Raw genomic sequence first — 6,982 nt, 5'->3', positions numbered from 1 at the left:
GCCTGGTGCGCGAGGCCGACATTCTGGTGGAGTCCTTCCGCCCCGGGGTGATGGACAAGCTGGGCGTGGGATACGAGACGCTCAAAAAAGAAAACAAGAAGCTCATCTATTGCTGCATCAGCGGCTACGGCTGGAGCGGCCCGTTAAAAGACGCCGCCGGCCACGACAACAACTATCTCTCCTATGCCGGCGTGCTGGGTGTCTCGGGTGAGCGTGACCGCCGCCCCTCGCTCTCGGGCGTGCAGGTCGCTGACGTGGCAGCCGGCGCGCTCTTTGGCGCAGTGGGCATCCTCGCGGCGCTCCATCAGGCGCAGACGTCCGGTGAGGGCGCCTTTATCGACACTTCCATGACCGATGGCGCTTTCGCGATTCTGGGGCCCCACCTGGCAAATTTTGCGTGCGAGCGCATGGCCAAGGCGGACACCCCCGCGCCGCGGACGGGTGAGATGCTGCTGGCCGGAAAAATTTGCGCCTACACCGTCTATGAGACCAGCGACGGGCGCCACATGAGCATGGGCGCGCTCGAGCCCAAGTTCTGGTCGGCCTTTATCAAGGCAGTCGAGCGCCCCGACCTCATGGGCGCGGCATTTACCGATGCCAAGGACGGGCAGAAATATTACGAGCAGATGAAAGAGCTCTTCGCCTCGAAGACTTTCGAAGAATGGCGCGCGCTGCTCAAGGACGTGGACTGCTGCGTCGAGCCGGTGCTGCTTCTGGACGAAGTCCTCGAAGAGCCCCATTTCATCGAGCGTGATCTCTGGGCCGAGATCACGGTAAAGGACGACAAGAGCGTGCGCGTGCCGCGCATGCCCTTTGTCTTCGACGGCAAGGTCGTTCACGGCGCCGATACGCCCGGCCCCAGGCAGGGCGCCGACACCGCCGACTTCTTGAAGGAGAGCGGGCTTACCGAGGACGAAATCGAAGCCCTCAAGAAAGCCGGCGCTGTCAGCTAAGCTTTCGCGCGAGAGGTGATCCATGGCATTTGAACCCATCTACAAACCCGGCCTGTTCAAGGACAAGGTCGCCATCGTTACCGGCGGCGGCACCGGCATCGGCTGCGCCATTGCCGAAGAGCTCGCTTACGGCGGCGCGAAGGTAGCCATCGCTTCGCGCAAGATGAATCGGCTTATCCCGGCGGCCAAGGGGCTCTCCCGCGATCACAATGCCGAAGTCGAACCCTTCACCTGCAACATCCGCGAGCGCGAAGACTGCGACAAGCTCGTCGATGACGTGATCGCCAAATGGGGCCAGGTGGACATTCTGGTGAACAACGGCGGGGGCCAGTTCCCCGCGCCGGCCTCTGCGATTCGTGACAAGGGCTGGAAGGCCGTCATCGACACCAATCTCAACGGCACCTGGAACATGACCCAGGCGGTCGCCCAGAAATCCATGCTCCGGCGGGGCGGGCGCATCGTCAGCATCGTTGCCGACATGTGGCGCGGATTTCCCACGATGGTCCACACCGGCGCGGCCCGTGCAGGCGTGGTGAACATGAGCATGTCGCTGGCCGTGGAATGGGCCAGCAGCAACATCCTCATCAACTGCGTGGCGCCCGGAACCATCCTTTCGACGGGCATGAACAACTACCCGCCGGGCACCGTCGATGCCGCCTGGCAGGCCATCCCCCTCAAGCGGCTGGGCACCTCGGAGCAAATCGCCCAGGTGGTGGCCATGCTGCTCTCGCCGGCCGGTGACTTCATCACAGGCGAGACCATCAAGGTCGACGGCGGCGGCAGCCTCTGGGGCGATCGCTGGCCCATCGGCAATCCGAGCAAGCCGCCGGAGATCACCATCCCGCCCTGGCCAGAAGAGCGCTGGCCGGAGTTTGCGGTCACCGATGAGGAAGAGTCCTGAGAGCGCGCATCTGAGCGAAATTCGGGGTGCGCCCGGCCGCTTGGGCGGCCCGGCGCGCCCTTTCGCTTTTTGGGCCCGGGCGGCTAGTCTCACCGGCTCCCGCAAGGGGATCTGCTACCAGGAAATTCGGAGAACCCAATGTCCGCCAGTCCCAGAGAAGAGCTCAAGGCGCTGCTCAAGGAGCGCTCCTATCGTTACAGTCCCGACGCGCCCTTTACGCTGGCCAGTGGCAAGCAGAGCCCGTTCTACTTCAACTGCAAAGCCGTCACGCTGAGCGGCCGCGGTCTCAATCTGATGGGCCCGGTGCTGCTCGAAGTCTTCAAGACCCTTCCCGAAGCCACCGCCGTCGGTGGGCTTACGCTGGGCGCCGACGCGCTGGCAATGGCGCTCGCCAGCCATGCCAGTGCCAACGGTGAGGCGCTCGATTCCTTCGTCATCCGCAAGGAAGCCAAGGGGCACGGCACGCGCAAGTGGGTTGAGGGCGAACTTGCCGAAGGGGCGCGCGTCGTGATTCTCGACGACGTGTGCACCACCGGCGGCAGCACCGTCAAAGCCATTGAGCGCGCCACCGAATGCGGACTCAAGGTGGTCGGCGCTCTGGTGCTCATCGATCGCAAGGAAGAGGACGGCATGGCCAATATCGAGGCCACGCTGAAAAAGATCGGCGCCGAGGGCGGCGCAAAAGCCGTCTACACCGTGAATGATTTTCTCGATTCCTAAGGGCGAGTTCTTCGGGAAATCAGGGGGAAGCGATGGGACACACCGACACAATCGACGGAAAGAAGATCGCCGCAGAAGTGCGCGCCAAGGTGGCCGAGGGGGTCAAGGCCCTGCAGGCAAGCAAGGGCGTGACGCCGGGTCTCGCGGTGATTCTCGTCGGGACTGACCCGGCCAGCCAGGTCTATGTGCGCAGCAAGGGCAAGGCGGCCGGTGAGTGCGGCCTCAATTCCTGGCAGTTCGATTACGACGAAGATGTCGATCCCAAAGTGGTCTTCGACAAGATTGCCGAGCTCAACGCCGACGAGAACGTGCATGGTATTCTCGTGCAGCTTCCGCTTCCCAAGCAATTTGATCCCGACCAGGTGATCGAGGCCATCCATCCCGACAAGGACGTGGACGGTTTCCATCCGGTGAACATGGGCCGGCTTCTTTCGGGGCTGCCCGGCCTTCGTCCCTGCACGCCGTCTGGCTGCATGGAGCTCATCGATCACACGAACACCAGGCTCGAAGGTGCCGAGGCCGTCGTGGTGGGGCGCTCGAACATCGTGGGCAAGCCCGTCGCGGTCATGCTGCTCGAACGTAACTGTACGGTGACCATCTGCCATTCACGCACCGAAGAGCTGCCTCATGTGATCGGCCGGGCAGATATCGTGATTGCGGCAGTCGGGCGCCCCGAGTTCATCGAAGGTGAGTGGATCAAGCCCGGCGCCACGGTCATCGACGTGGGCATGAACCGCAAAGAAAATGGCAAGCTCTGCGGCGACGTGGGCTTCGAAGCTGCCAGTGGGCGGGCCGCCCACATCACGCCGGTTCCCGGCGGCGTGGGCCCGATGACCATCGCCTTCCTGCTCAAGAACACCCTGCAGGCGGCCGAGCAGCTCTCGGGCGCCCGCTGAGTTTTTCCCAAGGAACGAGACGACTCATGGAACGACGTAAAATTTCCACCGGCAGCGTGTGGGAACCCAAGCTCGGTTACTCGCGCGCGGTGCGCGTGGGCCCCTTCATCTCCGTGTCGGGAACGACCGGCGCCGACGCCGACGGCAAGCCCGGAAAGGGCGAATACGAGCAGGCGCGCCTGGCGCTCGCCAAGATCGAGCGAGCGCTACGCGAAGCCGGCGCCTGTATGGACGACGTTGTGCGTACCCGCATTTACATGATTGACGCCTCGAAATGGGAAGAGGTCGCCCGCGCCCACAGTGAACACTTTCGCATCACGCGCCCGGCCACCACGCTCGTCGAGATCAAGGCGCTCATCGATGCGGCATTTGTTGTCGAAATCGAGGCCGATGCGATCGTGACGGACTAGGGCGTCGTTGGCGGTGCTCGTTGAGCCTGCTGAGATGGACCATTCCGGTCAAAATAAAATCGGATATTGGGGCGCCGTGTCAATCGGCGTCGGCGGCATGGTCGGTGGCGGAATCTTTGCCGTCCTTGGACTTGCTGTGCAGCTGGCGCATGGAGGCACTCCAATTGCCTTCGCCATTGCCGGTGGTGTCGCGCTGCTGACTTCCTATTCCTACGCCAAGCTCTCGGTGCGTTTCAGAAGTCAGGGTGGAACGATCATTTTTCTGGATCGCGCATTCGGCGTCGATCTGTTTACCGGCACGCTCAATATTCTGCTCTGGCTCAGTTACATCGTCATGCTGGCGCTCTATGCCTATGCCTTCGGCAGCTACGGGGCGACATTTGTTGCGCCTGACCGGTACGAGGAAACCCGGCACATCCTGATCACCGCCGGCATTCTGGTGCCCGCGGTGATCAATACCCTGAACGCGGGAATCATCGGGCGCACCGAAACCTACATCGTCGCGATCAAGGTGGCCATTCTCCTGCTGTTTGTCGCGGCCGGACTTTTCGGTGTGAGCGCGGCGTCTCTGGAGCCAGCAGCCTGGGCCCCGGCCACCAGTTTGGTGGCCGGCGGCATGATGATTTTCGTTGCCTATGAAGGATTCGAGCTGATCGCCAATTCGGCCGAGGATCTCCGTAATCCGGCCAAAACATTGCCGCGCGCGTTCTATTCATCGGTTGGGTTCGTACTGGTGCTTTATGTGCTGATTGCGATAGTCGCAGTGGGTTCACTGCCTGTTGCAAAGATCGTGAAGGCCAAGGACTACGCGCTGGCCGTGGCGGCAGAACCATTTTTCGGGCACGCAGGCTTCGTCATCATCTCCGTGGCGGCATTGCTGTCGACCTTCTCGGCGATCAACGCCACGCTCTATGGTTCGGTGCGGCTGAGTTACACCATTGCCAAGGAAGGTGAGCTGCCCGAGTTTTTGGAGAAAAAGGTGTGGAACAAGCACATTGAGGGCCTGCTGATTACCGCGACTCTCTCGGTGCTATTGGCCAATATCGGCCATCTTGAGAGCATTTCCACGATGGGCAGTGCGGGTTTCCTTCTCATCTTTGCGGCGGTCAACGCCGCCAACGTGCGACTCCACCGTGAGACCGGCAGCCGTTGCTGGGTCTCCATTCTGGGAACGGCGGCCTGCCTGAGTGCCCTGGGGGCCCTCGTATGGCATACGTTGCAGAGCAAGCCCGATCGACTCTGGGCGCTCGCTGCGCTGCTTGGGCTGGCGGTAGGCATCGAGGCCGCCTACCGTCTGGTGGGCCGCGAGCTGAATCTGCCCCGGGACGATGCCAGGGAGATTGGTTGAAAATGAAACGCGAAATTTTGAAAAATTGCACGCGCACGTCGCTCAGGATTTTGCCGGCGATGGTAATTGCCACACTGGCAATGTCTGCGTGCATCGCGGCTCGGCCCGACGCCGTTTCCCTGGCGCCGCCAGCCGGGGACGCGGCGCGCCCGAGCCTGAGTCTCAGCCTGGCCGTCGACGGGATCGAGCGCGTCATGCCGGACGATGATTTCTTCGACGCAGCCAGTGCCGGAAAGCTTACCGGCGGCGATCACTCCTGCATGTTCGGCAACGAGCAGGTCGAGCAGGCAGCTCGCGCGGCTTACGAAGGCTCCGGCTATTTTTCCAGTGTTTCCGCCGATCCGAAGGCGAAAGCCGGCCTGCACGCTTTTGTGCGACTGCGCTGCCTCGTGGCGCACTCCTGGACGTACTATCCCTTCTGGCCGACTGCGGGAATTTTCCCCCATCGCATGGAGGTCGGCGTGGTGAGCACGACGGTGATGGTGCGCAAGGACGGCGCGCGCACCCCGCCGCTCAACCACACGAAACTCCTGCGCACCAGCGTCTGGGCCGACACGCTCTTCCTGCTGGCGGGTGGCTGGCGCGAGAGCCCCGGGACGGCCATGGCGGGGCTCGCGGCGCAGGCCCAGCGAGAGGCCATCGCGGCGGCCGCCGAAGGCGGATTGCTGCGCGGAGTCGATCCCGTTTCCCCCGGCGCGACGAGCAACTAGGATTGCGTCCGACTCGATTTTCCCATCGAAAGGCAACCACCCATGAGCGAAGAACTCCGGCGCACGCCGCTTTATCAGGCCCACCTCGATGCGGGCGCGAAGATGGTTCCGTTCTCGGGCTGGGAAATGCCGGTGCAATACGCGGGCATCGCCGCCGAACACGCCGCCGTGCGCGAGCGCGCCGGACTCTTCGACGTCTCGCACATGGGAGAGATCGAGTTCAGCGGCAGCGGCGCGCTGGCCGCGCTCCAGTCGCTATTGACCAACGACATCTCCGTGCTGGAGGCGGGCGACGCCCAATATGCGCTGCTTACCAACGAGCGCGGCGGCATCGTCGACGATGTCATCACCTACTGCGTCGAACCCCACGAGCACTACCTGCTTTGCGTCAACGCGGGCAACCAGTTCAAGGACTTCGACTGGATCAAGGAACGCATCGCCGGGTTCCCCGGCGTGGAATTCCGTTTCACTTCCAACGACTGGGCGCAGATCGCCCTGCAGGGCCCCGAGGCCGAGCGCGCGCTCACGCAGAGCTTCGCCGGAGCCGGCTGGGAAAAACGTGTCGCCGATCTCAAATTCATGAAGTTCATCACCGCCGAACACGAGGGCGCGCGCATTTATATCGCGCGTTCGGGCTACACAGGCGAGGACGGCTTTGAAATCTTCATCCCCGCCGATCATGCCCGTCTGTTCTGGGACGAGCTGCTCAACCATGACGCGGTCGAGCCCGCAGGCCTTGGCGCGCGCGACACCCTGCGGCTGGAGGCCAAGCTCCCCCTGCATGGAAACGACATCGATGAGGACACCTCGCCGCTCGAAGCGGGACTGGGCTTTGCGGTGAAGCTTGGAAAGACCGCCGAGTGTCCGGGTAAAGCAGTGCTGGCCAAGCAGAAAGAAGAAGGCGTCAGCCGGAAGCTCGTGGGCTTCGAGCTCACGGGCAAAGGAATTGCCCGTCACGGCTACCCGGTGATCGTGGACGGCAAACCTTTTGGCGAAGTGCGCAGCGGGACCAAGACGCCGACCGTCGGCAAACCCATCGGCCTG

The 6,982-nt window shown here is 63.0% G+C and carries 8 protein-coding genes; all 8 read left to right on the top strand.

Features of this window, described 5'->3' with window-relative positions; genetic code table 11:
• Positions 1–953, top strand: a 953-nt coding sequence (locus KDH09_00170) for a CoA transferase (protein ID MCB0218079.1), incomplete at its 5' end; no start/stop codon positions are given.
• A 22-nt stretch (positions 954–975) separates the two neighbouring features.
• On the top strand, positions 976–1,854 hold the full coding sequence (locus tag KDH09_00165) for an SDR family oxidoreductase (protein ID MCB0218078.1): 879 nt from the start codon (positions 976–978) through the stop codon (positions 1,852–1,854).
• A 138-nt stretch (positions 1,855–1,992) separates the two neighbouring features.
• Complete coding sequence (gene pyrE / locus KDH09_00160; GenBank protein ID MCB0218077.1) at positions 1,993–2,574, top strand: orotate phosphoribosyltransferase; 582 nt, start codon at positions 1,993–1,995, stop codon at positions 2,572–2,574.
• A gap of 32 nt (positions 2,575–2,606) precedes the next feature.
• Positions 2,607–3,470, top strand: a complete 864-nt coding sequence (folD, locus tag KDH09_00155) for a bifunctional methylenetetrahydrofolate dehydrogenase/methenyltetrahydrofolate cyclohydrolase FolD (GenBank protein MCB0218076.1) — start codon at positions 2,607–2,609, stop codon at positions 3,468–3,470.
• Between the two features lie 26 nt (positions 3,471–3,496).
• Positions 3,497–3,880 (top strand): RidA family protein, encoded by a 384-nt coding sequence (locus tag KDH09_00150; protein ID MCB0218075.1) that lies wholly within the window; start codon positions 3,497–3,499, stop codon positions 3,878–3,880.
• Positions 3,881–3,914: 34 nt separating this feature from the next.
• Positions 3,915–5,228 (top strand): APC family permease, encoded by a 1,314-nt coding sequence (locus KDH09_00145; GenBank protein MCB0218074.1) that lies wholly within the window; start codon positions 3,915–3,917, stop codon positions 5,226–5,228.
• 2 nt (positions 5,229–5,230) lie between these two features.
• Entirely contained in the window at positions 5,231–5,938 is a 708-nt protein-coding gene (locus KDH09_00140) for a hypothetical protein (GenBank protein MCB0218073.1), read from the top strand.
• 42 nt (positions 5,939–5,980) lie between these two features.
• Positions 5,981–6,982: glycine cleavage system aminomethyltransferase GcvT (gene gcvT, locus KDH09_00135; protein ID MCB0218072.1), on the top strand; the 1,002-nt coding region annotated here is incomplete at its 3' end.

This window comes from Chrysiogenia bacterium, from assembly GCA_020434085.1.
Lineage (GTDB): Bacteria > JAGRBM01 > JAGRBM01 > JAGRBM01 > JAGRBM01 > JAGRBM01.
The sequence above is the reverse complement of the archived record's forward strand: the minus strand, read 5'-3'. Positions and strand labels throughout refer to the sequence as shown.